The organism is Duganella kummerowiae, from assembly GCF_053572355.1.
Genome location: NZ_JBKFEH010000008.1, coordinates 542,255 through 567,444 on the forward strand (window position 1 = coordinate 542,255; position 25,190 = coordinate 567,444).

The 25,190-nt window shown below is 67.6% G+C and carries 15 protein-coding genes and 2 tRNA genes; 9 read left to right on the forward strand and 8 right to left on the reverse strand.

Annotated features, from left to right (window positions below; translation table 11 throughout):
* Nucleotides 1-84 precede the first annotated feature (84 nt).
* Entirely contained in the window at nt 85-1,152 is a 1,068-nt protein-coding gene (locus tag ACLB1G_RS10275; RefSeq protein WP_491627095.1) for a zinc-binding metallopeptidase family protein, read from the forward strand.
* Nucleotides 1,153-1,336: 184 nt separating this feature from the next.
* Here ACLB1G_RS10275 and ACLB1G_RS10280 read toward each other — a convergent pair whose 3' ends face one another.
* Together ACLB1G_RS10280 and ACLB1G_RS10285 are read right to left on the reverse strand one after the other, a co-directional pair.
* Nucleotides 1,337-1,954, reverse strand: coding sequence for a TetR/AcrR family transcriptional regulator (locus ACLB1G_RS10280; RefSeq protein WP_491627096.1), 618 nt, complete (start codon nt 1,952-1,954; stop codon nt 1,337-1,339).
* An 89-nt stretch (nt 1,955-2,043) separates the two neighbouring features.
* A complete protein-coding gene (locus tag ACLB1G_RS10285; RefSeq protein WP_491627097.1) occupies nt 2,044-3,909 on the reverse strand; it encodes a phosphoenolpyruvate carboxykinase (GTP) in 1,866 nt (621 codons plus the stop codon).
* Nucleotides 3,910-4,254: 345 nt separating this feature from the next.
* Between ACLB1G_RS10285 and ACLB1G_RS10290 the strand changes: the two genes are divergently transcribed.
* Nucleotides 4,255-5,250: a D-2-hydroxyacid dehydrogenase family protein gene (locus tag ACLB1G_RS10290; RefSeq protein ID WP_491627098.1), complete on the forward strand. Its 996-nt coding sequence runs from the start codon at nt 4,255-4,257 to the stop codon at nt 5,248-5,250.
* Here ACLB1G_RS10290 and ACLB1G_RS10295 read toward each other — a convergent pair.
* Nucleotides 5,247-5,996 (reverse strand): L-asparaginase, encoded by a 750-nt coding sequence (locus ACLB1G_RS10295; protein ID WP_491627099.1) that lies wholly within the window; start codon nt 5,994-5,996, stop codon nt 5,247-5,249. The genes ACLB1G_RS10290 and ACLB1G_RS10295 overlap by 4 nt on opposite strands.
* 141 nt (nt 5,997-6,137) lie before the next feature.
* Here ACLB1G_RS10295 and ACLB1G_RS10300 point away from each other — a divergent pair, with 141 nt between their 5' ends.
* The gene (locus ACLB1G_RS10300; RefSeq protein ID WP_491627100.1) at nt 6,138-6,623 is read left to right on the forward strand and encodes an asparaginase domain-containing protein; all 486 of its coding nucleotides are present in this window, start codon (nt 6,138-6,140) and stop codon (nt 6,621-6,623) included.
* Between the two features lie 27 nt (nt 6,624-6,650).
* Here ACLB1G_RS10300 and ACLB1G_RS10305 read toward each other — a convergent pair whose 3' ends face one another.
* The 3 genes from ACLB1G_RS10305 to dinB all read right to left on the reverse strand — a co-directional run bounded on the left by ACLB1G_RS10305 (nt 6,651) and on the right by dinB (nt 17,260).
* Entirely contained in the window at nt 6,651-14,885 is an 8,235-nt protein-coding gene (locus ACLB1G_RS10305) for a beta strand repeat-containing protein (protein WP_491627101.1), read from the reverse strand.
* Between the two features lie 156 nt (nt 14,886-15,041).
* The gene (locus tag ACLB1G_RS10310) at nt 15,042-15,941 is read right to left on the reverse strand and encodes a recombination-associated protein RdgC (RefSeq protein ID WP_491627102.1); all 900 of its coding nucleotides are present in this window, start codon (nt 15,939-15,941) and stop codon (nt 15,042-15,044) included.
* Between the two features lie 170 nt (nt 15,942-16,111).
* Nucleotides 16,112-17,260 carry a DNA polymerase IV gene (dinB, locus tag ACLB1G_RS10315; RefSeq protein ID WP_491627103.1) on the reverse strand — a complete coding sequence of 383 codons (1,149 nt, stop codon included), beginning with the start codon at nt 17,258-17,260 and terminating at the stop codon, nt 16,112-16,114.
* Nucleotides 17,261-17,644: 384 nt separating this feature from the next.
* Between dinB and ACLB1G_RS10320 the strand changes: the two genes are divergently transcribed.
* The gene (locus tag ACLB1G_RS10320; protein ID WP_491627104.1) at nt 17,645-19,309 is read left to right on the forward strand and encodes a methyl-accepting chemotaxis protein; all 1,665 of its coding nucleotides are present in this window, start codon (nt 17,645-17,647) and stop codon (nt 19,307-19,309) included.
* A 156-nt stretch (nt 19,310-19,465) separates the two neighbouring features.
* Nucleotides 19,466-20,296, forward strand: a complete 831-nt coding sequence (locus ACLB1G_RS10325) for a substrate-binding periplasmic protein (RefSeq protein ID WP_491627105.1) — start codon at nt 19,466-19,468, stop codon at nt 20,294-20,296.
* Between the two features lie 59 nt (nt 20,297-20,355).
* Here the strand turns inward: ACLB1G_RS10325 and ACLB1G_RS10330 are convergent, their stop codons facing one another.
* Both ACLB1G_RS10330 and ACLB1G_RS10335 read right to left on the reverse strand, forming a co-directional pair.
* A complete protein-coding gene (locus tag ACLB1G_RS10330) occupies nt 20,356-21,618 on the reverse strand; it encodes a glycerate kinase type-2 family protein (protein WP_491627106.1) in 1,263 nt (420 codons plus the stop codon).
* The gene (locus ACLB1G_RS10335) at nt 21,615-22,892 is read right to left on the reverse strand and encodes an MFS transporter (protein ID WP_491627107.1); all 1,278 of its coding nucleotides are present in this window, start codon (nt 22,890-22,892) and stop codon (nt 21,615-21,617) included. Before ACLB1G_RS10335 ends, ACLB1G_RS10330 begins: the two co-directional genes overlap by 4 nt.
* Nucleotides 22,893-23,060: 168 nt before the next feature.
* Between ACLB1G_RS10335 and ACLB1G_RS10340 the strand changes: the two genes are divergently transcribed.
* From ACLB1G_RS10340 to ACLB1G_RS10355, 4 genes are all read left to right on the forward strand, one after another.
* A tRNA-Val gene (locus tag ACLB1G_RS10340) sits at nt 23,061-23,136 on the forward strand.
* A 22-nt stretch (nt 23,137-23,158) separates the two neighbouring features.
* A tRNA-Asp gene (locus ACLB1G_RS10345) sits at nt 23,159-23,235 on the forward strand.
* 192 nt (nt 23,236-23,427) lie between these two features.
* Nucleotides 23,428-24,558 carry a hypothetical protein gene (locus ACLB1G_RS10350; RefSeq protein WP_491627108.1) on the forward strand — a complete coding sequence of 377 codons (1,131 nt, stop codon included), beginning with the start codon at nt 23,428-23,430 and terminating at the stop codon, nt 24,556-24,558.
* Entirely contained in the window at nt 24,549-25,166 is a 618-nt protein-coding gene (locus ACLB1G_RS10355; protein ID WP_491627109.1) for an ABC transporter ATP-binding protein, read from the forward strand. Before ACLB1G_RS10350 ends, ACLB1G_RS10355 begins: the two co-directional genes overlap by 10 nt.
* Nucleotides 25,167-25,190 lie beyond the last annotated feature (24 nt).

A 25,190-nucleotide genomic window follows, 5' to 3' on the forward strand; every position in this document is an offset into this window, starting at 1 on the left:
CGATATGAGGCGTAGTCTTACACGGAACTCGTGCGCATGGGTTTGATGTTAGATTGGCAAATAAACCTTCTACCTACCCATGCCATGAAAACCTTCCACTGCGACCGCTGTGCACAGCAAATCTTTTTTGAAAACACCCTCTGCTTCAACTGCGGCAGCACGCTGGGCTACCAGCCGGCCCAGCGTACCGTCAACAGCTTCGAGCCGGCCGGCGAGGCCGGCAATCTATGGCGCAGCCTGAACCGCAAGGATGAAGGCAAGCTCTATAAAAAATGCATCAACTACGTGGAGCACGATGTGTGCAACTGGATGCTGCCGGCCGACGATCCGCATGAGCTGTGCGCGTCCTGCCAGCTGACCGTGGTCATCCCGGCCCTGTCCACTGAAAAGAACCGCATCCTCTGGTCGCGCCTGGAGGCGGCCAAGCGCCGCCTGCTGTTCTCGCTGGCGGCCTTGAACCTGACCCCGGCATCCAAGGAAGACCAACCGGAGACCGGCCTGGCCTTCCAGTTCCTGGAGGATGGTGTGACGGACGAGTGCGTCATGACCGGCCACGCGGACGGGCTGATCACGCTCAATATCGCCGAGGCCGACCCGGCCGAGCGCGAGCGCACGCGCGAGCAGATGCACGAGCGCTACCGCACCCTGCTGGGACACTTCCGCCACGAAAGCGGCCACTATTATTTCGACCGGCTGGTAGCCGGCAGCCCCTGGCTGGAAGGCTTCCGCGCCCTGTTCGGTGACGAACGCGAGGATTATGGCGAAAGCCTGAAGCGCCACTACAGCGACGGCCCGCCAGCCGACTGGGAGGCGCGCTACGTCAGCAGCTATGCCAGTTCCCATCCCTGGGAAGACTGGGCGGAAACCTGGGCTCACTACCTGCACATGCTCGACACGCTGGAAACGGCGCATGCCTGCGGCCTGTCGCTGCACCCGGCCAAGCCGGACGAGCCGTCGCTGGACCGGGTCACTCTGCCCACCCGTACCGATACCTTCGAGGACACCCTCAGCGACTGGTTCGCCCTGACCTACGTGCTCAACAGCCTGAACCGCAGCATCGGCATGCCCGACTCCTATCCGTTCAAGCTCAGCACGCCGGTGTGCGACAAGCTGGCCTTTGTGCACCGGGTGGTGCGGGCGCAGCTGGCTTGAATCAAAACGGCAGGAAGTCGTCGTTGCAATCGGGCAGGGAGCGCAGCAGGGCCAGCACGCCACTGCGGTGGAGCAGCCAGGCGGCGGAGGGGATGAGTAGCAGCAGGGCGAGCATGGCGAACTCCTCTTTCGCACATGCGTGCGAAACTTGGTCAAAAAAAACCGTGGCTTAGAACCGGGGTTCTTAAACGGTGTCGTTGAAGCTCTTGTAAGTCGAGATCAGGCGGTTGAAGGCGCGCTGCATGTGCTTGAGCGCCTCGTCGTCATGCAGGAAGCGGGCGTCGTGCAGCAGGCCGACCACCAGGCTGTAGATTTCGTACACCAGCTGGCCAGGGTCCGTGTCCGGCCGCAAATGGCCCACTTCCATCGCTTGCAATATCGTGCGGCGCAGGGTGGCGCGCCAGCGGTTGACGCCCTCCATGATGCGGTCGCGCAGGGCGCCGCTCTGGTCGTCGTACTCGAAGGCGCCGGCCGTGTACAAACAGGTGCAGCGCAGCGCCTCATTGGCGGCGCGCCTCGCCCAGTTGTTCACCATGGCCTGCAGGCGCGGCAGGCCGCGCGGCTGCTGCAGGGCCGGCAGCAATATTTCTTCGTTGAAGCGGCGGTCGTACTCGTCCAGCACAGCCTGCTGCAGGGATTCCAGCGAGCCCACGCGCGAGAACACCCCGCTCTTGCTGATGCCAGTGCGCTTGGACAGCTCGCCCAGCGACAGCTTGCCGATGCCGTCGGCATAGGCCATGTCCATGGCGGCCGCCAGGATGATGGCGTAGGTCGCTTCGCTCTTCGCAGTCAGGGTATCCATGGGGCTTACTTTAGCACAGGTGTGCGAAATGTAAACCAAAAAATGGCGCGTATCGCTACGCGCCATTGTTATCCTGGATCAGGGCTGGATCAGCGCGCCAGGCGGCTTTCCAGTTCGGCTTTCACCGCAGTCAATTCCTTGGGCAGGTGGTAAGCCAGCTTGTCGAACAGTTCGCCATGCAGCTTCAGCTCTTCGCGCCATGCATCCTTGTCAATCGAGGTGATGGTCTCGAACTCTTCCTCGGTGAACGGCAGGCCGTCCCAGTTCAGGTCGCCGTAGCGCGGGGTCAGGCCGAAGATGTTTTCCACGCCGCCGGCCGTGCCTTCGATGCGTTCCAGCATCCACTTCAGCACGCGCATGTTGTCGCCGAAGCCGGGCCACACGAAGTGGCCGTTCTCGTCGGTGCGGAACCAGTTCACGCAGTAGATCTTGGGCAGGGCGGCGGCGTTGGCCTTGCCGATCTTTTCGCCCAGGTTCAGCCAGTGCTGGAAATAATCGCTCATGTTGTAGCCGATGAAGGGCAGCATGGCGAACGGGTCGCGGCGCACCACGCCCTGCTGGCCGGCGGCGGCGGCCGTGGTTTCGGAACCCATGGTGGCGGCCATGTACACGCCTTCGACCCAGTTGCGGGCTTCGGTCACCAGCGGCACCGTCGTGGAGCGGCGGCCGCCGAAGATGAAGGCCGAGATCGGCACGCCGGCCGGATCGTCCCAGGCCGCGTCGATCACGGGGTTCTGGGTGGCGGCCACGGTGAAGCGGGCGTTCGGGTGCGCGGCCTTGGTGCCGGAGGCCGGGGTCCAGTCCTTGCCCTGCCAGTCGATCAGGTGCGCGGGAGCCTGCTTGCTCAGGCCTTCCCACCACACGTCGCCGTCATCGGTCAGCGCCACGTTGGTGAAGATCACGTTTTCGCGCAGCGAGGCCATGCAGTTGAAGTTGGTCTTCTCGTTGGTGCCGGGGGCCACGCCGAAGTAGCCCGCTTCCGGGTTGATGGCGTACAGGCGGCCGTCCGCGCCCGGCTTGATCCAGGCGATGTCGTCGCCGATGGTGGTGATCTTCCAGCCGTTGAAGTTGCCCGGCGGGATAAGCATGGCGAAGTTGGTCTTGCCGCAGGCCGAGGGGAAGGCGGCCGCCACGTAATGCTTCTCGCCCTTGGGCGATTCCACGCCCAGGATCAGCATGTGTTCGGCCAGCCAGCCGGGGTTGCCGGCCTGGGCGTCCTGGTGGCCCATGTTGGAGGCGATGCGCAGGGCGAAGCACTTCTTGCCCAGCAGGGCGTTGCCGCCGTAGCCGGAGCCGTAGGACCAGATTTCGCGGGTCTCGGGGAAGTGCACGATGTATTTGGTGGCGTTGCAAGGCCACGGCACGTCCTGCTGGCCGGCCGCCAGCGGCGCGCCCACGGTGTGCACGCAGGGCACGAATTCGCCGTCCGTACCCAGCACGTCGTACACGGCGCGGCCCATGCGGGTCATGATGCGCATGTTGACGGCCACGTAGGGCGAGTCGGACAGTTCCACGCCGATGTGGGCGATGGGCGAACCCAGCGGGCCCATGGAGAATGGCACCACGTACAGGGTGCGGCCCTGCATGCAGCCGTCGAACAGGCCGTTCAGGGTGCTGCGCATTTCCGCCGGGGAGATCCAGTTGTTGGTCGGGCCGGCTTCTTCCTTGGTGGCCGAGCAGATGAAGGTGCGGTCTTCCACGCGCGCCACGTCGGTCGGGTCGGAGCAGGCCAGGTAGGAATTCGGACGCTTTTCCTGGTTCAGCTTTTTCATGGTGCCGGCGGCAACCATCTCGGCGCACAGGCGGTCGTATTCTTCCTGGGAACCGTCGCACCAGTAGATGCGTTCCGGCTTGGTGAGGGCGGCGATTTCGGCCACCCAGTTGATCAGCTTCTGCTGTTTGACGTAAGCTGGGACGTTCAAAGCGGCAATGCCACCCATGACGGGTTGGTTCATACTACCTCCAATGCTAATTAAGAATTCCGCAGGTTCCCTGGCAGGATCGTCGTCAGCCTCGTGGCTCGCTCGGCTCTGCATGCGACATGCGGCGGCGCTACGGCGGTCTTGCCGTGATGCCCGGATAACCCACAGGCATCAACTTTAACTATGTAGTAATAGTGAGGGAACATGAACCAAGGCGTTACGTTGCCACACCCTGATTTTCCGGCCGATTGTACACCTGTCCGCCTTTGCTTCCGACAGAAATGTAGGAGAAATGTCCCAGTAATGTAGTAGGCTATTCCGATCTTTTCCCAACGTGTTATTTCGCTACGAAATAATGTGTCAACTCTGACTACGCCGATGAAAATAGCGATACTTGACGATTACCAGAACGCAACCCCGGCCCTGTCCTGCTATGCGTTGCTGAAAGACCACGAGGTCAAGGTGTTCAACAGCACCACGCGTGGCCTGGGCCAGCTGGCCATCCGGCTGGCGCCCTACGACGCCCTGGTGCTGATACGCGAACGCACCCATCTCAACCGCGCCCTGCTGGCCCGGCTGCCCAACCTGAAATTGATCTCGCAGACCGGCAAGCTGGCCGGCCATGTGGACGTGGCGGCCGCCACCGAGATGGGCATCGCGATCGCGGAAGGGATAGGCTCGCCCACCGCGCCGGCCGAGCTGACCTGGGCCCTGATCATGGCGGCCGCGCGCCGCATCCTGCCTTATGCCAGCAACCTGAAGGACGGGCTGTGGCAGACCGCCTCCATCAATCCGGCGCTCAACGGCCTGGGCTTCGTGCTCAAGGGCCGCACCCTGGGCATCTGGGGCTATGGCAAGATCGGCAAGCTGGTGGCCGGCTACGGCCGCGTGTTCGGCATGCAGGTGCTGGTGTGGGGCAGCCAGGCCAGCCGCGACGCCGCCGTGGCCGACGGTTACCTGGCGGCCGCCTCGCGCGAGGCCTTCTTCGAGCAGGCCGACGTGCTGAGCCTGCATTTGCGCCTGAACGCCGCCACCCGCGGCATCGTCAAGGCGGCCGACCTGGCGCGCATGAAGCCGGAAGCCCTGTTCGTCAACACCAGCCGCGCCGAACTGGTCGAGGACGGCGCGCTGGAGCACGCCCTGCAACAAGGGCGCCCGGGCCAGGCTGCGCTGGATGTGTTCACCTCGGAACCGCTGGCGCCCGACTCGCCCCTGCTGCGCATCCCCACCGTGCTGGCCACGCCACACCTGGGCTATGTGGAGCGGGACAGCTACGAGCTGTATTTCCGGCACGCATTCCAGAATGTGGTGGATTTCTTCAACGGCAGTTGCGGCGCCATCCACAACCCGGATTATGCGGCGCGAGTCCGTTAATTCTCGGGCACGCCGAGCTTGATGGCCGGCGTGGGCATGACGTGCACCTTGGACCAGAGGCCATGCCAGCCGGGCGGCCAGGTGACGTCCGGACCGGAATACGCTGGAAGGCCGGCGCGCACCGCCACCACCGGCACCGGCGGCATGTCGCGCAGCGGGCCGCCATCCGGACGCTGCATGTCCAGGCTGTACATATAGCCGGGCAGCAAGGCCTGGCACACGCTGTCGAACCAGGCCGTGTGGTCCTCGTCGCGCCCCAGGGCCTGGGCCAGGCCTTGCGGGTCGAACTTGGCCAGGGCGTGTATCAACTCCTCGGTGCTGGCGCCGGGACTGTCGCCCCAGCCCATGACGGGATTGACGTTGTAGTCGGCGCCCGAGCCATACCAGCCCTCGCGCCAGGAGCGCTGCATCCAGTCGCGCTGGCCGGTGAACAAATGCCAGCGCCAGTGCAGGCCGGACGGCTTGGGCCAGGAATACAGGTACAGGCGCTGGTAGCCGGCCCGGTGCAGCTCGCGCACCACGGCCATCAGGCGCGCGTGCGGCATGCGGTCGGGCGGGGCGCGCCGGAACAGGATGGCCTCGCCGTCGGCAAACTGCACCTCGTCGGTGGACAGGTTCAGGTCCAGCGCGCGCGCCTCGTTGCCGAAGCGGGCCGCGATCCAGCCGGTCAGCAAATTGACCGACGTGATGACGCCATAGCCGCGGTGGCGATGGAAGATGACGGTTCCTGGAGCGAGCGCTTTCATGGCGGGACGGGATGCACAAAGATCACAGTGTAGGCATAGTTTGCCTCGTTTTCCAGTCCAGCGCGGCAAACTTTTTTGTGCCTGAGGCGCCAACGGTTTGGGTTATGATGCAGCTCATTTTACTCGCACTATCCCGACATCATGACCTTACGTATCATCGCCACCGGTGGCACCTTCGACAAGCATTATGACGAAATCAACGGCAAGCTGGGCTTCGCCGACAGCCACGTGCCGGCCCTGCTGGCGCGCTGCCGCCTGACGGTGGACGTGGCGCTGGAACAGCTGCCGCTGATGGATTCGCTGGACATGGTGGATGCCGACCGCGAACGCATCCTGGCTTCCTGCCGCGCCGCCAGCGAAAACGCCATCGTCATCATCCACGGCACCGACACCATGCCGCAGACCGCCGGCGTGCTGGGCCCGGCCAAGCTGGGCAAAACCATCGTGCTGACCGGCGCCATGATTCCTTACGAAATCGCCAATTCGGACGCCATGTTCAACCTGGGTTTCGCGGCCGGCGTGGCGCGCACCCTGCCGCCCGGCGTGTACGTGGCCATGAACGGGCAGATCTTTGCCTGGGATAATGTACAGAAGAATAAGGCGGCCGGGGTGTTCCAGCCGCTGTAAAGAACAAGGGGGCCGTGGCCCCCTTGCTTATTTTGGCGCGGCCAGCAGGCCGTGTCCGGCGCCCGATTGCAGGGCGCGCAGCTTGAGGCCGGGGTCGGCCTCGCCCGATGCGGCGGACCAGGCGTGGCCGTCGGCGCCGAATTGCAGCAGGGCGCCGGCCAGGCGGCTGACGCTGGCGGCCAGTGTGCCCGCAGGCTGGCCTTGCTGACCTTGCTGCCCCGGCTGCGTCAGGCCGCCCGCACCGGTCGGCAGTGCCATATCCTGCGCGCCGTAGGCCGCAATCGCCTGCGACAGGGCGCTGACCTTGCCTGCCGTGCCCTGGGCGAACCAGACGTCGGCCGCCGCGTGCTGGCTGCCGTCCGCCGTCTCGTAGGTCGAGGTGATGCCGATGATGTTCCCATGGTCGGTCCCGCCGCCCACCCGCATATCCAGGTTCAGCTGCGTGATGCCCAGCGCCGACAGGCTGTTGAGCTCACCGGCTTGGCTGACGCCATCGGCATTGGCGTCCACCCACACCCGCAGGCTGCCGTAGGCGGCGTCCTGGGCGTTGATGACGCCGTCGCCATTGCTGTCCAGCTCGGCCAGGGCCTGGTAGCCGTTGTCGGCCTTGCTACCATTGGCCAGCGTGGCGCCGGAACCAAACAGCTCGCTGCCATCATTGATCCGGCCGTCGCCGTTGCGGTCCAGCGCCAGCAGGCCGTCTCCCTTGCCGACCCAGCCGGTGGCGCCTCGCTGGCCGCTGGCGGCTACATCGAACTGCACGCCGGCCGACAGGCCCAGGGTGGTGATGCCATTGCCGTCCAGGTCCAGCACGATGGGGGTGGCGAACGGCATGGCGCTGGTCTGGGCCGTGGTCAGGGCATCCTTCTGTTCCTGGCGCATGGCGTCGTACTGGGCCTGGACGAAGGCCTTGGCCTGGGTGGTAGTGATGGCCATGGTCTGGGCCACGGTCAGGCTGCTCATCTGGGCCGTGCTGATGGCCTTGATCTGGCCTGCGGACAGGGCCGCAATGTCGGCCGCGTCGATGGCGGCGATGTTGGCCGTGCTGAGGTCGGCAATCAGGGCCGTGCCCAGTGCCGCCACTTGCCTGGACGACAGGGCCGCCATTTGCGCGGCCGTGAACTGGCTGGTGGCCGCGCCCAGGTGCTCCGGCGCCAGCGCCGCGATCTGGCGCGTGCTCATGGCGGCAATCTGGTTGTCGGTCAGGGCCAGGGTCTGGGCCGAGGTCAGTCCGGCAATCACGGCCACATTCAGGGCGGCCACATCGGCGATCTCGATGGAGCTGATCAGGCTGGCGCTGATACGGCTGAAGGAAGCGCTGCCCAGCGCGGCGGCCTGGGCCGTCGTCAGGGCCGCCAGCTGGCTGGCGTCCAGGGACGACAGCACATAGCCCACCCGCCCGGCCGCGTTCAGCGCGGCCGCGTTCAGGGCCGCCACATCGGCTTCTTCCAATCCCGCCACCTGGGCCGTGCTCAGGGAGGCCAGCTGGTTGCTGGTCAGCGCCGCCGCCTGTGCCGTGCCCAGGGCGGCAATGTGGCCCGGGGCCAGGGCCGCGATCTGGCTGGTCTTGAGGGCGGCGATGGCGGCCGTCCTGAGCGCGGCCAGGTCGGCTTCCTCGATGGCCGAGATCAGCCCGGTGGACAGGGCCGCCACCTGGGCCACGCTCAGCGACGCCGCCTGCTGGGTGGTCAGGGCTTGCAGCTGGTCAGTGCGCAAACCGGCCAGGGCGGCGGTGGACATGGCCGCCACCTGCGCCGTGCCCAGCAGCTCGAAGTGGGTGGCGCCGGTCAGCGGGTCCATCGCCAGCCGGGGCAGCTGGGCCGAGTTCAGGGCCGCGATGGCGGCGGTACGGATGGCGCGCAGGTTGTCGTCTGCAATGCTGCCCACATCGGCCGCCGACAGCGAGGCGAACTGCACCGCGCTCAGCGCCGCCACCTGCTGCGAAGTCAGGCTGTACAGCTGGGCCGTGCTCAGGCCATTGAGTTGCAGGGTGCCGAGGGCGGCAATCTGGCGCGTGGCCATGCTGCTGAGCTGGTCCGTGCTCAGCTGCGACAGCAGGGCGGTCGGCAGCGAGGCCACCGCGCCCACGCTCAACGCCGCCAGGTTGGCGGTGGTGAAGCCGGACAGGGTGGAGGTCGACAGCGCGCCGATCTGGGCGCTGTTCATGGCGCCCAGCTGGGACGTGGTCAGCACCGCCAGCTGCGCGCTGGTGAGGGCCGCCACCTGCGCGGTGCGCAGGCCGGCAATGGCCGAGCTCTTGAGCACAGCGAAGTCCTCGGCCTCGATGGCGGCGATCAGGGCCGTGCTGAGCGCGCTCAGCTGGGCGCTGCCCAGCACCGCGGCCTGGGACGTGGACAGGGCTTGCACCTGGGCCGTGCCCAGGCCGACGATGGCGGCCGTGCGCAGCGCCGCGATCTGGGCCGTGGTCAGGGCATCGATACGGCTGTCGCCGCTGCCAAGTGCATCCTTGCCCAGCACCGCCACCTGGTCGGAATTGAGGGCGGCGATGGCGGCCGTCTTCAGCGCCGACAGGTTGGCGCTGGCCAGGGCCGCCACGTCGGCGGTGGACAGGCTGGCTACCTGCGCCGCGCCCAGGGCCGCGATCTCGGCCGAGGTCAGGCTGTAGATCTGGCTGCTGTCCAGGGCGTTCAGCTGGGCCGTGGTCAGGGCCGCCACCTGGCGCGTGCCCAGGCTGGACAGCTGCAGGGTGGAAAGGCCGGCCAGCACCTCGGCGCGCAGCCCGGCCACGGCACTGGTGGCCAGGGCCGAAATGTCCTCGGCCTGCAGGCCGGCCAGGGCGTCCGTGCCCAGCGCGGCCAGCTGGCGGCTGCTCAGCATGGCGATCTGGGACGTGCTCAGGGCCGCCACCTGGGCGCTGTCCAGCGCCTGCATCTGGGCCGTGCCCAGACCGGTAATGGCGGCCGCGCGCAGGGCGGCGATATCTTCCGTTTCCAGCGCGGCAATGGCGGCCGTGGACAGCGCGGACAGCTGCTGGCTGGCCAACACGGCGGCCTGGGCCGTCGTCAGGGCCACGGCCTGGGCCGTGCCCAGTCCCAGCAGGGCGCTGCTGCGCAGGGCGGCCACCTGCGCCGTGGTCAGGGCCGAGAAGGCATCGCCGCTGGCCGCCAGGGCGGACAGCTGCACCGACGTCAGGCCGGCCACGGTGGCGGTTCGCAGGGCGGAAAGATCGTCGCTGGCCAGCGCCGCCAGGTCGGCCGTGGACAGGCCGCCCAGCTGGGCGGAACCGAGCGCGTTCAGCTGCGCCGTGCTCAGCAACTGGACCTGGGCCGTGGTCAGGGCCGCCAGCTGCTTGCTGGTCAGGGCAGCTACCTGGCGCGTGTTGAAGCTGCCCAGCTGGGTCGCGTTCAGCTGCGAGAGCAGACTGGTGGTCAGGGCCGCGATGGCGTTCGGGCTGAGCGCCGCCAGTACGCTGGTGGGGAAGCCCATGATGGTGGCGCTGGCCAGTGCCCCCACCTGGCTGCTGTTCATGGCGGCGAACTGGGCCGTGGTCAAGGCCGACAGCTGGGCGCTGTCCAGCGCCGCCACCTGCGCCGTTTTCAGGCCGGCGATGGCGCCGGCCTTGAGCGCGGCAATATCTTCCGTCTCCAGCGCCGCCACCTGTTCGGTGCTGAGCGCGCCCAGTTGGGCGCTGCTCAGGGTGTTGGCCTGCAGCGTGGAGAGGGCCGCGATCTGGGTCGTGCCCAGACCGGCCAGCGCGCTGGTGCGCAGTGCGGCGATCTGGGCCGTGGTCAGGGCCGCGATGCTGCTGTCGGCGCTGCCCAGCGGGTCCTTGCCCAGCACGGCCAGCTGCTCGGAACTGAGCACGGCGATGGCGGCCGTCTTGAGGGCGGACAGGTTGGCCGTGGCCAGCGCGGCCAGGTCTTCGGCGCCCAGGTTGTCGAGCTGGGTGGCGCTCAGGGCCGCCACCTCGGCCGAGGTCAGGGCGTAGATTTGCGCGCTGCTCAGGGCGTTCAATTGCAGGGTGGACAGCGAGGCCACCTGGCGCGTGCCCAGGCCGGCAATCTGCGCCGTGCTCAGGCGCGCGATCGCCTCCGTCGACAGGCCGGCCACGGCCAGCGTGCCGAGGGCGGAAATGCTATCGCCGCGCAGGCCGGCCAGGGCCGCGCTATTCAGGGCGGCCAGCTGGCGGCTGCTGAGCGCGGCCAGCTGCGCCACCGTCAAGGCTGCTACCTGGCTGCTGTCCAGGGCCGCGACCTGGGCTGTGCCCAGGCCGGCAATCGCCGCAGTGCGCAGGGCGGCGATATCTTCCGTCTCCAGCACGCCGATGGCCTCGGTGGACAGGGCGGACAACTGCTGGCTGCTGAGTACGGCAGCCTGGGCCGTGGTCAGGGCCACGGCCTGTTCCGTCGTCAGGCCGCGCAGCGCGCTGCTGCGCAGGGCCGCAACCTGGGCCGTGCCGAGGACACCGATAGGGCTGGCGCCGGCCGATCCGCCCAGCGCAGCCAGCTGGTCCGAGCTGAGTCCGGCGATGGCGGCGGTGCGCAGCGCGGCCAGGCTGTCGCTTTCCAGCGCATACACGTCGGCGGTGGACAGGCCCACGATTTGCTGCGAGCCCAGCGCGCCGATTTGCTGCGAACCGAGCTGGCGGATCTGGGTGCTCGACAGGCCGGCCAGCTGGGTGCTGGACAGGGCCGCGACCTGGCGCGTGGTCAGGCTATCGAGCTGGGCCGAACTCAGGGCCGACAGCAGCCCCGTGCCCAGGGAGGCCATGGCGGCCGGGCTCAGGGCCGCCAGCACGGCGGTGGGGAAGCCGGCGATGGTGGCGCTGGACAGGGCGCCCACCTGGCTGCTGCTGAGCGCCGCGAATTGGGCCGTGGTCAGGGCCGACAACTGGCTGCTGGTCAGGGCCGCTACCTGGGCCGTCTTCAGGCCGGCAATGGCGCCGGCCTTCAGGGCGGCGACGTCGGCCGTCTCCAGCGCCGCCACTTGCGCGGTGCCAAGCGCGCCCAGCTGGGCGCTGCCCAGGGTGGCGGCCTGCAGCGTGGTCAGGGCCGCGATCTGTTCCGTGCCCAGGCCGATGATGGCGGCGGTGCGCAGGGCGGCGATCTGCGCCGTGGTCAGGGCGCCGATGCTGCTGGCGGTGCTGCCCAGCGGATCGGCGCCCAGGGCGGCCAGCTGGTCGGAATTCAAGGCGGCAATCGCGGCTGTCTTGAGCACCGCCAGGTTGGCGGTGGCGATGGCGGCGATGTCTTCGGTGCTCAGGCTGCCCAGCTGCTGCGAGCTGAGCGTGGCCAGCTCGGCCGAGGTGAGGGCGTAGATCTGGCTGCTGTCCAGGGCGTTCAGCTGCGCCGATCCCAGGGCGGCGACCTGGCGCGTGCCCAGGCCGGCCAGCTGGGCGGTGCTGAGGCTGGCGAAATAGTCGCTGGACAGGGACGCCAGCGCGGCGGTGGCGATGGCGGCCATGTCCTCGGCCTGCAGGCCGGCCAGGGCGGCCGTGCCCAGCGCACCCAGCTGGCGGCTGTTCAGGACCGCGATCTGGGCCGTGGTGAAGGCGGCCAGCTGGGCGCTGTCCAGTGCGGCCACCTGCGCCGTGTTCAGTCCGGTAATCGCCGCCGTGCGCAGGGCGGCTATGTCTTCCGTCTCCAGCGCGCCGATATTGGCGCTGGACAGGGAGGCCAGCTGGGCGCTCCCCAGTGCGGCGGCCTGGGCCGTGGTCAAAGCCACGGCCTGGGCCGTCGTCAAGCCTTGCAGGGCGCTGCTGCGCAGGGACGCCACCTGGGCCGTGCCCAGCCGGGCAAATTGGCTATCGGCATCGAGAGCGGCCAGCTGGCCGGAACCCAGGGCCGACAGGGTGGCGGTGCGCAGCGCCGCCAGGGTATCGGTGGCCAGCGCCGCCATGTCGGCCGTGGACAGGCCACCCAGCTGCTGCGAACCGAGCGCGCCGACCTGGGCCGAGGACAGGCTGTGGATCTGGCTGGTGCCCAGGGCGGCCAGCTGGTTGCTGGTCAGGGCCGCGATCTGGCGCGTGCTGAAGCTGGCCAGCTGGCCGGCGCTCAGCTGCGACAGCAGCACCGTGCCCAGGGCCGCCACCGCGGCCGGGCTCAGGGCCGACAACACGCTGGTGGGGAAGCCGATCAGGTTGGCGGTGGACAGGGCGCCCACCTGGGCGCTGTTCAAGGCGGCGAACTGGGCCGTGCTCAGCGCGGCCAGCTGGCTGCTGGACAGGGCCGCCACCTGGTCAGTGCCCAGGCCGGCCAGGGCTGCTGTTTTCAGGGCCGCCACATCGGCGCTTTCCAGCGCCGCGATCACGGACGTGCCGAGCGCGCGCAGCTGGCTGCTGTTCAAGGCGGCGGCCTGGGCCGTGGTCAGGGCCACGGCTTGTTCAGTGGTCAGCCCGGCCAGTGCGGCACTGCGCAGAGCGGCGATCTGGGCCGTGGTGAGGGCGTCGATGCGACTGGCGCCGCTGCCCAGCGGGTCATTGCCGAGGGCGGCGATCTGGCTGGAGTTCAAGCCGGCAATGGCGGCCGTCCGCAGCGCCGCCAGGTTGGCGGTGGCAATGGCGGCCAGGTCTTCGGTGGACAGGGCGCCCAGCTGCAGTGAACCCAGGGCGGCAATCTCGGCCGAGGTCAGGTGATAGATCTGGGCGCTGTCCAGGGCGTTAAGCTGGTTGCTGCTGAGGGCCGCCACCTGGCGCGTGCTCAGGCCGGCAATCTGCGCCGTGCTGAAGCCTGCGAACAGGGAGGTCGACAGCGCGCCCAGGGCGCTGGTCGAGAGCGCGGCCAGATCTTCCGGCTGCAAGCCGGCCAGGGTGTCGCTGGACAGGGCGCCGGCCTGGCGGCTGTTGAGCGCGGCGGCCTGGGCGGTGGTGAAGGCGGCCAGCTGGTCGCTGCCGAGGGCGGCCAGCTGGTCCGTGGTCAGGCCGGTGATGGCGGCCGTGCGCAGCGCGGCGATATCGACGGTTTCCAGCGCGGCCACGGCGTCGGTGGACAGGGCGGCCAGCTGGGCGCTGCCCAGCGCGGCGGCCTGGGCCGTGCCCAGGGCCACGGCCTGGGCCGTCGTCAGGGCCGCCAGCTGGTTGCTGCGCAGCGCGGCCACCTGGGCCGTGCGCAGGCTGGCCAGCTGGGCGGTGCTCAGCGAGGACAGCAGGGACGGCGCCAGCGACGCGATCACGCCGGTGTTCATGGCCACCAGGTCTTGCGACGGCAGGCCGATGAAGGCGGCCGTGGCCAGCGCGCCCACCTGGGCGCTGTTCAGTGCGGCGGCCTGGGCCGTGGTGAACGCGGCCAGCTGGGCGCTGCCCAGCGCCGCCACCTGGGCCGTCTTCAGGCCGGCCACGGCGGCCGTGCGCAGGGCCGCCACATCGTCCGTGCCCAGCACGGCAATGGCATCGGTAGCCAGAGCGGCCAGCTGGGCGCTGCCCAGCAGCGCGGCCTGAGCCGTGGTCAAACTGGCGATCTGCTCCGTGCTCAGGCCCTTCATTTGCGCCGTCGTCAGGGCCGCCACCACGCCGGTGGCCAGGGCGCGCAAGCCATCGCTGCCCAGGGCGGCCAGGTCCGATCCCTCCAGCCCCGCCACCTGGCGACTGGCCAGCGCGGCCAGCTGGGTGGTGGACAGCGCCGCCAGCTGGGTGCTGGACAGGGCCCGCAGCTGGGCGCTGCCCAGGCCGGCCATATCCTGGGTTTCCAGCGCCTGCAACTCATTGGCGCCCAGCACCGCCACCAGGGAGGTAGTGAGCGCCGCCACCTGTTTCGAGGACAGGGCGGCGATTTGCGCGGTGGTGAAATAGTCGGCGCCGGCGTGGGCCGTGCCCAGCGCGGCCATCTGGCGCGTGCTGAGCGCCGCGAGCTGGGCCGTGCCCAGGTCGCTCAAATGGGTGCTGCCCAGGGTGGCCATGACGGCGGTGGACAGCGCGGCCACGTCCACCGTCTGCAGCGCGGCCACGGCGGCGGCGCTGAGGGCGGCGAAGCTGCGCGAACCCAGCGCGCCAACCTGGGCCGAGGTCAGGGCCACGGCCTGGTCGGTGGTCAGGGCTTGCATGAAATCGGAGGACAGCAATCCGGCGCCGTTCAGGGCGGCGGTGCGCAGGGCGGCCACGTCGGCGGTTTCCATGGCGGCCACATTGGCGGTGGTCAGCGCCGCCAGCTGGGTGCTGGACAGGACCGACACCTGGGCCGTGGTCAAGGCTTGCAGTTGAGCCGAAGTCAGGCCCGCCATTTCGGACGTGGTCAATGCCGCGACGTCGGTGGTGGACAGGCGCGGGATTTCGGAGGCGGGGAGATTGGAGACCGGAATCAGGCTCATAACTGTTCCTTTTTTGCTAACACCCCACTATAGCAAAAAAAGGGCCTAATTTCTACAAGGCAACGAAAATATTTGATTGCCGGTAAACAAAGCATGCCGTCCAGCTAACTGCCGGGCGGCATGCGCAATCTTGCCAATACAGTCACAAATGCGGGCTCAGGCCTTCGCCTCTCCTCCGAGCGCCTCCACCACATCGGCCAGAAGCTTGCTCAATTCGCCAGTCATCAGCATGAAGTCGCCATCGAAGCGCTCCTCCTCATTGCGGTTGCTGGATGTCTCTTTTTCGTCCAATACGTCCAGCGGCTTGACGCCCTTGATGGCCAGCGCCTCGGTCAGCACGAAGGAAATCTTGCTATCCCAGGTCATCGCCAGCCGGGTGCACTGCTTGCCGGCCTTGATGTGGCGGCGCACTTCCTCCGGTTCCAGCGAGTGCTTGACGTAGCGCACGGCGGCCTTGCTTTCGCCGGTGGCGCGCAGTTCGGTGTCCATGTCCACGGTGAAGCCGGCCGGCGCCTCGTCATGCTCCAGCCAGCCCGTCATCACGGCCACCGGCGAGCGCTGCACGCGCAGCGATTCCAGCGGCATGCGGTCCACGGCCTTCAGCAGCAGCTTGATGACTTCGTCGGCCTTGGCCGGGCTGGCCGCATCCACCACCAGCCAGCCGTTGACCGGGTCTATCCAGGTCCAGACGTTGCTGCGGATGGAGAAGGCGCGCGGCAACAGCTCGTCGGCCACGCGCTCCTTGAGTTCCTTCATGGCTTTCTTGCCGGGGGCAAAGCCCTGCTGTTCTTCCAGCTCGGCGGCGCGCGCCTTGGCCACCTGGTTGATGACGGTGGCGGGCAGCAGTTTTTTCTCGGTGCCCAGCAGGATCAGCATTTGCTTGTTGACCACGTGCACCAGGCCACCGTTGGGACGCGGCTTGTCCCAGCCCTGGCGCAGCAGTTCATTGCTGCTGGCCGGGGTGAAGGCGTGGGGTTCCAGCGCCTGTTCCAGTTGTTCGGGGGTAAAGGCCCAAGGGGCCGGCAGACGGTAGATCTGGAGATTCTTGAACCACATGAATGTTAGCCTTGTTTTAAGATCGGGATTTGGGCGGGAGCGCCATTTTACACAAGCGGAAGGGCCGTAGAGGCCATTTCAAAATGAGCGTGGCTAGGCGCAGCGACGACGACAGTGCGCTTGCACGACGAGGAGCTGCAACGACGCCATGGTCATTTTCAAGTGTCCTCTCAAGCGAACAACTCGCCTTGCACCGGCAGTGCCTTCGCCGATACCGCGCCGGGCCGTTCCAGGGTGCTGGCGCGTACGCCCAGGAGGCGCAGGCGGCGCTGCAGCGGCACCCGTTTCAGGCATTCGCGCGCGGCCTGCAGGATGGCGGCGGCGTCCGCCACCGGCTGCGGCAGGGTCACGTTGCGGCTGACGATCTGGAAGTCGTCGTAGCGCAGCTTGATGCTGATGGTGCGGCTGACATAGCCCTTGCGCCGGATATCCTCGGCAAGCCGGCTGCACAGCGAGGTCAGGATGCCGGACAGGGTGTCGCGGTCCTGGCGCGCGTGCAGGTCGCGCTCGAAGGTGGTTTCGCGGCTGATGGACTTGGTCTCGGTGCGGTTGGCCACGGCGCGGCTGTCCACGCCATGCGCGGCCTCGGCCAGCCAGGCCGCATAGTGCAGGCCGAAATGCTGCTGCAGCAGGGCCGGATCGGCCTCGGCCAGCTGGCCTATGGTGTGGATGCCCAGGCCGGCCAGCTTTTCCGTGGCCTTGGGGCCGATGCCGTTCACCTTGCGCACCGGCAGCGGCCAGATGCGGTCGGGGATGTCCTGGTAGCCGAGGATGGTCAGGCCGTCCGGCTTCTGCAAGTCGGAGCAGATCTTGGACAGCAGCTTGTTCGGGGTGATGCCTATCGAGCAGCTCAGGCCGGTGGCGTCGCGCACGGCCTGCTTGATGCGCCGTCCCAGTTCCTCCGTTTCTCCCTCCACGTGGGTGAGGTCGATGTAGATTTCATCGATGCCGCGGTCCTCGAATTCCGGTGCGATGCTGGCCACGGCCTGCTTGAACAGGCGCGAATAATGGCGGTAGGCGTCGAAATTGACCGGCAGCAGGACGGCGTCCGGCGCCAGCCTGGCGGCCTTCATCAGGCCCATGGCCGAGCCCACGCCCAGCGCACGCGCCTCGTAGGTGGCGGTGGTGATCACGCCGCGCCCGGCATAGTCGCGCAGGCGGGCGAAAGTGCGGCTGCCGTCCGCGTTCACCACCGGTTCCGCATGGCGGCCGCCGATCACCACCGCCTGCCCGCGTAGCTCAGGGTACTGCAGCAGCTCCACGGAAGCGTAGAACGCATCCATGTCGAGGTGGGCGATGCGCCGGTGGTCGTCAAACATGGCGGGCTGGGATTTTACGTGAATTTCACTGTGATTCCATACAGTATCGCCGCAAACGGCTGGCGCCGCAAGCCCGGCCGCGAGCCTCCCGCCGGCCGGTACGCCAGTGCGTCCCGCCTGCGGCAGCGCGAAGTGTTGCAAATGCGCACAGCCGAGAATGCGTGGCGGCAGAGTGAGAATGTGTGAGTTTTTATTTTCCTGACCATTTTTTTGTATCCCATGATCAATATTTGTATTGATTTTGGAATGACGCTGTTACAGACTTGTTACAGATATGCGCCCAGCGGCACCACGACGTCGTGCCGTCGCCGGCGAACGAATTCACATTGCTGGCCCAACCTCCGCCGCTTCATCGTCACCACATTCATAAGGCGGAACAACACCATGCAATCACCCACGACTCCTGCGGCCACATCACATTTCGGCATCGGCACACGCCTGTATCTGGGCTTCGGTTCCATCGTCGCCATCATGCTGGTGTTGCTCACAGTGGCCTACAGCAACTTCTCAAAACTCAACCAGGCCAATGGCTGGAACGTGCATACCTACGAAGTGCTGGGCACCAGCCAGGAAATACTCGAGGGCCTGATCAACATGGAGACGGGTGAACGTGGCTTTGCGCTGACCGGCGCGACCGCGTCCCTGGAACCTTACAACGCCGGCAAGGCCTCGTTCCAGAAGAACCTGGCCAAGGTCAAGTCGCTGACCGCAGACAACGACAAGCAGCAAGCCCGCCTGAAAGCGCTCGAGCAGCTGGAACAGCAATGGCGCACCACCGCCGCCGAACCGGCAATCGCGCTGCGCCACGCCGCCAACGCCGACAGCAGCAAGATGGAGGCGCTGATCGTGTTCGAGCAAAGCGCCAAAGGCAAATCGCTGATGGACCAGATGCGCGACACGCTGAAGCAGCTGGCGGATGCGGAACAGTCGCTGCTCACCGAGCGCGCCAGGCATGCGGCATCCCTGCAGGCTTCCACCAATGCCACGCTGATAGGTGGCGGCGCGCTCGCGGTGGCACTGTCGGTCTTGCTGGCGATACTGCTGGCGCGCACGGTGCTGGTACCGCTACGGGCGATCTTGCGCGCCACGGAAGACTTGCGCAGCGGCGACGGCGACCTGACCTACCGCTTGCCGCCGCAACAAGCCGAGTTCGGACAGGTGGCCACGTCGCTCAATGGCTTCATCCAGAGACTGCATGACATCATCACCGATGTGCGCAACGGTACACTGACCATCGCCTCGGCCAGCCAGGAAATTGCGAGCGGCAACCTGGACCTGTCCTCACGCACCGAAGAGCAGGCCAGCTCACTGGAGGAAACGGCGTCGTCCATGGAAGAACTGACTTCCACCGTCAAGCAGAATGCCGACAACGCCCGCCAAGCCACCGGCCTGGCCACCAGCGCCGCCGACGTCGCGGTCCGCGGCAGCACCGTCGTGTCCGAAGTCGTACAAACGATGACAGCAATCAACGACTCCGCCCACAAGATTTCCGACATCATCAGCGTCATCGACGGTATCGCCTTCCAGACCAACATCCTGGCCTTGAACGCAGCGGTCGAAGCGGCCCGCGCTGGCGAACAGGGCCGCGGTTTCGCGGTGGTCGCCAGCGAGGTGCGCAACCTGGCGCACCGCTCGGCGACCGCAGCCAAGGAAATCAAGCTCCTCATCAACGATTCCGTCAACAAGGTAGAAAACGGGACCAAACTGGTGGGCGACGCCGGCAACACCATGGGCGAAATTGTCGCCAGCATACGCCGCGTGACCGACATCATGGGAGAGATCAGCGCCGCCAGCACCGAGCAGGAAGCCGGCATCATGCAGGTGAACCAGGCCATCAGTGAAATGGACAGCGTGACCCAGCAAAATGCCGCACTCGTCGAAGAAGCGGCAGCCGCCTCCCAATCCATGCAGGACCAGGCGCGCTACCTCGAGCAAGTGGTCGGCGTGTTCAAGCTCGACAGCACTGACAACGGCGCGGTCCACGGCATCCATAGCGGCGCCGCCAAGCCGGCCAAGCCAAGGCCGCGGCTGGCGCTGGCGTCGTCCTGACGGAGCAGCAGCGGCCCGTGGCGGCCGAGATGGAACAGGCGGCGGCCAGCGTGCAGCAGGCCCCCGTCGCGGCCGTCAGCGTATTCCGGCCATAAAGACCAGTTTCGGAAAGGCAATGTTACACTGACAAGGTCTGCCATCAGAGTCCAGTACGCCATGCGAGCACGCCTGACCGGAGTATCGATACTGCTGTTTGCCGCCCAGGCCGTCGCCGCCGGGTTACCTTGCCCCACCGTGCTGCGCGCCGGTGTCAGCGACCTGGGCTATGCTGCCTACCAGGAGAACGGCCAGCTCAGGGGGACCTCGGTGGACATCATCGCCGAACTGGGACGGCGCACCGGCTGCCGCTTCCAGGTCGACTGGTATCCGCGCAGCCGCCTCTACCTGCAGTACGAGGCCGGCCGCATCGACCTCGCCATGGCCTCCTCGCGCAATGAAGAACGCGACCACTACGGCCGCTTCATACCCTACACCTACACCACCTTCGAGCTGCTGCTGGAGCATCAGAAAGACTCAGGCCACTACACCAGCCTGGCCGATTTCGCCGAGCGCGGCAGCGGACGCCTGAACGTCACGCGCGGCATCTATTATCCGCCGGAGGTGGAGGCCCAGTTCGAGCGCCTGCGTCTGTCCGGCCGGCTGGAATACGTCAACGACTACGATATCGTGTTCAAGAAGATCAGCGCCGGCCGCGCCGAGGGCACGCTGGCGCCGCCCGTCATCAGCCTGCTGCATATGCAGCGCTACGGACTGGCGGCACGCATGGCGGCCATGCCGGTGGCGGAAACGCCGCGCCGCCTGATCGGCGTGTACGCGGCGCGCGCCACCGTGCCGGAACCGCTGTACCACGCCCTCGCCGGTGTGCTGCACGACATGGTGGTGGATGGCACGGTCCAGAAAATCCATGCGCGCCACCTGGGGGCGGAAGTCAGCAAGCGCATCTATGCGGGCGGCATAGGCGAGATCCTCGACGCGCTCAAGCCCTAGCAGCCATGCCGAGGCGCGCAGCCGATGCTGGCACGGCGCCACCATGTTGACATGCCCTGTCAGGCTTCGACCAGGATGGCTCGGAAGTCGTTGACATTGGTGCGCGTGGGGCCGGTGCACACCAGGTCGCCCAGGGCGGCGAAATAACGGTAGCCGTCGTTATTGGCCAGCAGCGCCTGCGGGTCCAGGCCCAGCTGCGCGGCGCGCGCCAGCGTGTCCGGGGCTATCAGGGCCCCGGCGTTGTCTTCGGTGCCGTCGATGCCGTCGGTGTCGCAGGCAATGGCGTGCACGCCGGGCGCGCCATTGAGCGCGATGGCCAGCGCCAGCAGGAATTCCGCATTGCGTCCGCCGCGCCCGTGGCCGCGCACGGTGACGCTGGTCTCGCCGCCGGACAGGATCACGCACGGCCTGGGCAAGGGCTGGCCGTGGGCCAGCACCTGGCGCGCGATGCCGGCGTGGACGATGGCCACCTCGCGCGCCTCGCCCTCCATGCTGTTACTGAGGATGAGCGGGGTGTAGCCGGCCGCGCGCGCGGCCTCGGCCGCCGCCTCCAGCGCCTGCTGCGCGCTGGCGATGATGGCCACGCTGTTGCCGGCCAGGCGAGGGTCGCCCGGCTTGGGCGTCTCCTGCGCAGGGTCGGCCAGCAGGGCGCGCACCGCGTCCGGCGCCGGGATACCGTACTTGTCCAGGATGCGGCGCGCCTCGGCCTGGGTGCCACGGTCGGCCAGGGTGGGGCCGGAGGCCACCACCGAGGGATCGTCGCCCGGCACGTCCGACACCACCAGCGTCGCCACGCGCGCCGGATGGCAGGCCAGCGCCAGCCGCCCGCCCTTGATGGCCGACAGGTGCTTGCGCACGCAATTCATTTCCGCTATGGGCGCGCCGCTATTGAGCAAGGCCTTGTTGATGGCGCGCTTGTCCTCCACCGTGATGCCGGGACCGGGCAAGGTCATCAGCGCCGAGCCGCCGCCCGAGATCAGACACAGCACCAGGTCGTCCGCCGTCAGGCCCCGCACCAGTTCCAGCATGCGGCGCGCCGCCACGTGGCCGGCATCGTCCGGGACCGGATGGCCGGCTTCGATCACTTCGATGTGGCGGGTGTCGGCGCCGTGGCCGTAGCGTGTGACAACCAGGCCGCTGAGCGGGCCTGGCCAGCTGCGCTCCACGCCTTCCGCCATGCGCGCCGCGGCCTTGCCTGCGCCTATCACCACGGTGCGTCCCCTGGGCGGGGGCGGCAGGTGCGGCGCGATGGCGTGCAGCGGGTCGACCGCCTGCACGGCGGCGCGGAACAGGTCCAGCAGGATGGTGCGCGGCTTGCTCATACGTGGTCTCCTTGTGGTTGGCCCGCCGCCAGCGCCAGCAAGGCGCCGAGCAGCAGGCTGGCGGCCAGCAGGACCATGCCGGCCGCCGTGCTGCCGGTGGCGTCACGGATGGCGCCCACCAGATACGGACTGGCGAAACCGGCCAGGTTGCCGACCGAATTGATCAGCGCGATCCCGGCCGCCGCCGCCGTCCCGCCCAGCATGGCCGTCGGCAGGCTCCAGAATATCGGGAAGGTGGTGAGGATGCCGGCCGTGGCCACGCTCAGGGCGGCCAGCGCCAGCAGCGTGCTGTCACTATAGACCGTGGCCGCGCACAAGCCCAGGGCGCCGGCCATGGCGGCGCCGGCGATGTGCCAGCGCCGTTCGCCGCTGCGGTCGGAATGGCGCGCGGCCAGCACCATGGTCACGGCCGCCGCCACGTAAGGAATGGCGCTCAGGAGGCCGATCTGGAAAACATTGCCAACACCGCTGTTCCTGACCAGCTGCGGCAGCCAGAAGCTGACGCCGTACAAGCCCATCACGCACAGGAAGTACAGCAGCGCCAGCAGCCACACGCGGCCATCGGCAAACAGCCGGCGCAGCGGCGGATGCCGGCGCGCGGCCTGCTCGCCGGCCAGGGCACGTTCCAGCGCCAGCTTTTCCTCCTCGCTGAGCCAGCGCGCGGCGCGGATGCCATCGTCCAGGTAAAACAAGGTCCAGATACCGAGCAGCACCGAGGGCAGGCCCTCCAGCAGGAACAGCCACTGCCAGCCCGCCAGGTCCAGCAGCCCGGCGCAGGACTGCATGATCCAGCCCGACAGCGGCCCGCCCACCACGCCGGCCACCGCCACCCCGCTCATGAAGAAGGCCACCATGCGCGCACGCCGCTGTGCCGGATACCAGTAGGTGAGGTACAGGATCACGCCGGGGAAGAAGCCCGCCTCGGCCGCGCCCAGCAGGAAGCGCAGGACATAAAAGCTGGTGGCGTCGCGCGTGGCCATGAGCGCGGCGGAGATCAGGCCCCAGCTGATCATGATGCGCGCGATCCAGCGCCGCGCCCCGGCGCGCAGCATCAGCAGGTTGGACGGCACCTCGAACAGAAAGTAGCCGATGAAAAAGATGCCGGCGCCCATGCCGTACACGGTGTCGCTGAAACCGAGGTCTGCCTGCATCTGCAATTTGGCGAAGCCCACGTTGGCCCGGTCCAGGTAGGCCGCGACGAAGCACAGGAACAGGAAGGGCATCAGCCGCCGGCTGACGCGGGCATACAGGGCGTGGAGGGCATCGTCGTTCATGGCGCGATGGTGCCACATTGTGCGCCACATCGCGTGCCACATATTTATGCAAAAACACCGGCGCGAATTATTTTTAAAAAGACCCTTGCGGAACGCGCAAAGCGCCCTGTAGAATACGGCCTCGTTCAGCAGTTGTGACAAACGCTGAAATGTTTTCTGAGGTCTAGCGGGTGCTTAGCTCAGTTGGTAGAGCGGAGCCCTTACAAGGCTTAGGTCGGGAGTTCGAGCCTCTCAGCACCCACCAGCAAGAAACATAAAACGAATTAGGAGTGGTAGTTCAGTTGGTTAGAATACCGGCCTGTCACGCCGGGGGTCGCGGGTTCGAGCCCCGTCCACTCCGCCAATATTCCCTGGGGGCCCGATTCGTCGGGCCCTTAGTCATTTCCGCGCCAGTTTTCGCGGGTCGGCTGCACCAGTTACGAGAGTCCGTGACCATGTCTGTCTCCTTGCCAGGGTGTTTCAACATGAGCGTGGCCAGGCGCGGCGACGAAGACAGTGCGCCTGCACGGCGAGGAGCCGCAACGACGCCATGGTCATGTTGAAACGCCCTGCGCCGCATCCCTACCTGGGTTTCAGGGTACGCCTGGCGCGCCATGCGCTGCGCCAGTTTTCGGTCAGCCTGGGCAACTCCCTGGAAATCATCCTGCTCGGTTTCGGCCCGGTGCTGGTGGGCCTGCTGGCTTGCGTGGCCCTGCCCGGGATGTATGCCGCCACCCAGCCCTGGCCCATCGCGCTGGCCCTGCTGGCGGGGCAAAGCCTGATTGCCTGCCTGCCGGTGCTGCTGCTGCGTAAGCGCCTGCTGCCGGCCGCCGTGCTGCACTGGAGCCGCGCCCTGCCGATACCGCCCGCGCTGCGCTGGCTGGCCGATGGCGCCGTGGCGGCGCTGATCGCGGTGCCGCTGTGCGCCGCCTATGCGGTCTCGATCGCGATCTGGCTGTACCAATGGCCGGACTGGCTGCGTCCGGTGGTGGCGCCGGCGCTGGTGCTGAGCGCCGTGTCGCTGCTGGCCGGATGGCTGCTGGCCACGCTGGTGCTGGCCGTGCGCGCCCGCATGCCGTCCGCGCCGCGCCTGGGCACACGTCTTGCCGCCGCCAGCGCCTATGCGCCGGCCAGCGGTCCCGCCGCGCGCGGACTGAAGGCCGGCCTCAAATCCGGCCCCTATTACTGGCGCCAGCTGTTCTGGCTGCCGTTCTGGCGCGGCGAGAACGTGGTCGGCCTGCAGCAGACCGTGCTGCTGGCGGCCGCCCTGCTCAGCGTGGTGCTGTGGTTGCTGCGTCCGCCCGTGGTGCCGGCCGTGCTGTGGGGCTCCTGCGCCAGCCTGTTCCTGATGCTGCTGACCGACCGCGGCGACAAGGCCGTGACCGAACAAGTCACCCTGCTGCGGCCGGTGCTGGCCGGCTGGCCCATTGCCTCGCAGGGCTTGTTCCGCTGCGCCATCGGCTTCAGCCTGCTGCCCGGCCTGTGCGTGCTGGCCGTGTTCAGCGCACTGGTCCTGGGCCGCACCGGAAACTATAGCCACACCGTGGCCACCGTATGGATCTGCGTGGCCGCCGTGGCCCAGCTGGCGGTGGTGCTGCTGCGCGGCCTGACGGCGCGCGGCCGGGTCGCCCTCGTCATCGGCAGCATATTGATCCTGACCGCCATCGGAAGCGAACTATGGAACTGACACCCATCCTGCGCCTCAGCCAGCTGAGCTTTGAATTCGCCACCCGTCCCCTGTTCCAAGGCTACAGCCTGGCGCTGGGCGCCGGCGTGACCTGGCTGCGCGGCGAGAACGGCGCCGGCAAGACCACGCTGCTGAAACTGGCGGCGGGCGCCCTGCTGCCGCATGCCGGCAGCATCACGCTCGATGGCATCGACAGCAAGGCCAGCCCGCTGGCCTACCGCCTGCAATCTTACTACTGCGGCGGCGACACCCCGCAGCTGCCCTGGCTGACCGTGCAGGAAGTGCTGGACCTGCATCTGGCCCTGTATCCGGACGCCCAAGCCGCCGCCCTGGATGCGGAACTGCGGGCGCTGCATTTGCTGCCCGCGCTGCGCCAGGCGGTCACCACGCTGTCGCTGGGCCAGCACAAGAAGATGCAGCTGGCCCTGGCGCTGTCGCTGCCGGTACGCCTGCTGCTGATCGACGAACCGTTCAATGGCCTGGACGTGGACGCCGTGGCTTATCTGCGCGCCCGCCTGGCCGACCCGCAGCGGCTGGCGCGCCAGTGCATCGTGCTGACCAGCCACCTGGAACCGCAAGTGCCGCTGGCCGCCACGGTACAGCTATGATGGCCCGAGCTGTGATGCCTTAAC